This is a genomic window from Thermoactinomyces vulgaris, assembly GCF_003688725.1.
Lineage (GTDB): Bacteria > Bacillota > Bacilli > Thermoactinomycetales > Thermoactinomycetaceae > Thermoactinomyces > Thermoactinomyces vulgaris.
On record NZ_REFP01000002.1, the window covers coordinates 1 to 2,937 of the forward strand.

Here is a 2,937-nt window from a genome sequence, read left to right on the forward strand (position 1 = left end):
ACCGTTCAAGTTGATAGTAATATATTTATTTCTTTAGACAAAAATGCAATGAAACATATATTGGAAAGTCATCATCCAAAGTACTTTAATCCAAAAGTAAGAACAACTAGAAGTGGGGACTATAAAGATACTACTCTATTGCCAAGTAAAATGTCAGAAAAAGACGTCGAAGATGTGCTAACAATGATTATTATACAAGAAAAAGAAAATATTCGTAAAAACGCAAGAAAACCATATAATTTTCAGGTAGGTAAAATAAATGCAATTGAAGTTGATGGTATTCAATATGTAGTAGGCTTTAAAGATAATATTTATTCCAATGGGAAAGCAATCCGTCGAGTCGGCCAATTCTACCCTAAAGTAAAATAATATATAACTACTATTTCTCAATTTTTAAGGAGATGTTTTTAATGTTTGAGGTTCATTCTTATATTTATTTACCCATAGACGCTCCAGATCTGGATGTACCTGATGAAATTGAAGTTACTGAAACAAGTTTAATAAGAAAAATCGATCCTTATCTTGATCATAATTATTTAGATGGTCATATAGAATTAAATTATTATCAAGAACCTATTTTATCAAAAAAACAATTTGATCTTATTGATCAGCTTTGGGCGGAACTTATTGATTTAACTTTAAGGGCTATTTACGATAAAGAAAGTAAAGGGTATTTTCCGGATCGTCCACTAGAAATGGAAATGAAAATATTGCAAAAGGGGATTGTTTTATTTTTGTTAGAGGAGAAAAAATGGTATTTGCCCAAAAGGGATTTTTTCCTGACAATTATTGATGGAGGGATTGATTTTTTTAAACATATGAATTTGGGGCTGTCTAAAGAAAATGCCATCCGATATGGGTATGCCAAAACATATAAAGAATGTTTCACAGCAAGGTCAATTATATTGGATTATTTAAAAAAGAATGTGTAGAAGTGAAATCAGAAAGAAAACAATTCCTGTGAGTCATTCCTAAGCAGCCTGTAGACAGCAGGCTGTTTTTTATATGTGACATTTTCATACAGATAAAAACATACACGAAACAGCTGAGATGATTACCTACCAAATATTTGGCTGATTGCTAAAGAATGTCCCACAAGAAATTTTTGATTTTGCTAGAGAAAGAAGTATAACGATTAGAGATGAAAAAGGGAATATATTTGAACCAGATGATCCTAGACAAGGTTGGTCAAGAATATATGATAAAAATGATAACATGTTGGCGCAGTTTAGAACGAAAAATGATGGCAGTGTAAATATAGATGTTTGGATGAACGGAGTTTATGAAGATATTCATTTCAAACCATAGTATGGGGTGAGAAGAGTGAAGTATCATGTGTATGATTTAGAGGTTAACAAAGCATATGTTAAAGAACTGTGCGAAGCAAACAAAATCGATATATACTTGATTGTGGAACGTTGCTACCGTCGTTACAAAGATACATATTATTGTACGAAAGTGTATTTAAAAACAGATCAAGGCCAATGTTTTCACATTGAAGGAATAACTGAGAATTTCGGTGCGTTTAAGGATGAAGAGTTTAGTATCATTATCGAAAAAGGATGGCCTGACTTTGAGATACATGAGAAGGAAAATGGGAAATCAATCATTTTCAGGGATGAAAATTTGGAGGATACTTCCAAATTGTTTTTATTTGATACGTTTATCAATGAAGAAGGTTCATCCATCGAGGTAAAGCGTTCAACAGAAGAGTTCTTGAACATTTATCCGGTGAAAGTGGATAAAGGATTATTATTTACAAGAAATGATGAATCCATATTTATTGGTTTGGATTACGCTCCATTAGTCATCATGGCCACCAAAGATCCGGAATATATTAATGAACTGAAAAAGTGGTGGGATGAATGAGCTGAATCAAAGATTTTTGATTAGGCATGTTCTGTTTGACTTGGAGGCAGTGCTAAAGAGGCACTGTCTTTCTTATATCGAATAGAATTGTCTCTTTAATTAATTTTCTGATATTAATTTAAAGGGATGATTTTCAGAAGAAGGTAAGATGCCTGAAATCGCTTGGAATCATTATGTTACAGTTAAGAATATAATTTCTTCGTGGTCTCAATTATAAAAAGGGTGAGAGAAATGAATAGTTTTGAATAGATTTATAGAAACTATTAAAGAAAAGGAGCATTGTATCGACAACATTTTTGTATTGACGGATTTTATTAAATGCTTAAACTCTTTTAAAGATAAAGAGGGTTATGGAGAAGAGGGTAATTTATACCATCAATTGCTTAAGAAAGGCCGTCGAAGTGAAACCGGATTGCTTGGAAGCTCTTTTGATTTTGATGCGAATGCAGGATTACATTTATCGTGAGGTTGATGAAGAAGTATACAAATTACTTCGTCATTATCAGCCAAGGGGTCGTGAGGAGCAATCGTTGATTGAGTTTGCCAAAGCGTGGTATTTTGAAGGAAAAAAGATGGATGAAGAATATGCCCATCATTTAGAAAAATCGATTTCAGCTTATCCAAAATATGTGTTGAATCATATTTCATTAGGGAAATACTATTTGAAAAAAAATCAAAAAGAAAAAGCCAAATCGCATTATTTAAAAGGAAAGAAAAATGTCCGGCAGATCTATCGGGTGAATGGTGGTCCGGATCCTCTTGTATCCGATTATCATGAATTTATTAATGAAAAAATTAAGGGGATTCATTTATCATCTGGAACTTATGATTTGATAAAAGAACGGGTTCAATCGATGTAATCAATAAATAAAATCTTGAGTTATTTTAATCAACAGGTGACAGTGCTGGATAGCACTGTCTTTTTCATGTGTTCAGCCAAGGAGATGATATTTGGCGGATTGCCTTGCCGGCAGCTTCTTTAAAGGATTGGGTAAAGCCCTTTGGGATGCCCTCAAAGGGATCGCCGATATCATAGCACATCCCATTGAAACATTAAAAAATTTGTTT

Annotated in this window: 4 protein-coding genes and 1 pseudogene; all 5 read left to right on the forward strand. The window is 32.8% G+C overall.

From position 1 onward, the window contains the following. Positions 1-369 (forward strand): annotated as a pseudogene (locus ATH33_RS13445) (hypothetical protein); the annotation flags it as partial. A gap of 41 nt (positions 370-410) precedes the next feature. After that, positions 411-932, forward strand: coding sequence for a hypothetical protein (locus tag ATH33_RS00105; protein ID WP_121873905.1), 522 nt, complete (start codon positions 411-413; stop codon positions 930-932). Between the two features lie 145 nt (positions 933-1,077). Further along, a complete protein-coding gene (locus ATH33_RS13670) occupies positions 1,078-1,308 on the forward strand; it encodes a hypothetical protein (protein WP_147437053.1) in 231 nt (76 codons plus the stop codon). A 15-nt stretch (positions 1,309-1,323) separates the two neighbouring features. Further along, positions 1,324-1,869 (forward strand): hypothetical protein, encoded by a 546-nt coding sequence (locus tag ATH33_RS00110; protein ID WP_037996374.1) that lies wholly within the window; start codon positions 1,324-1,326, stop codon positions 1,867-1,869. 350 nt (positions 1,870-2,219) lie between these two features. Further along, positions 2,220-2,729, forward strand: a complete 510-nt coding sequence (locus ATH33_RS00115; RefSeq protein WP_121873906.1) for a tetratricopeptide repeat protein — start codon at positions 2,220-2,222, stop codon at positions 2,727-2,729. Positions 2,730-2,937 lie beyond the last annotated feature (208 nt).

Coding starts and splice junctions, on each gene's coding strand:
- ATH33_RS00105 (WP_121873905.1), top strand. CDS start 411: ATGTTTGAGGTTCATTCTTATATTTATTTACCCATAGACGCTCCAGAT.
- ATH33_RS00115 (WP_121873906.1), top strand. CDS start 2,220: ATGGAGAAGAGGGTAATTTATACCATCAATTGCTTAAGAAAGGCCGTC.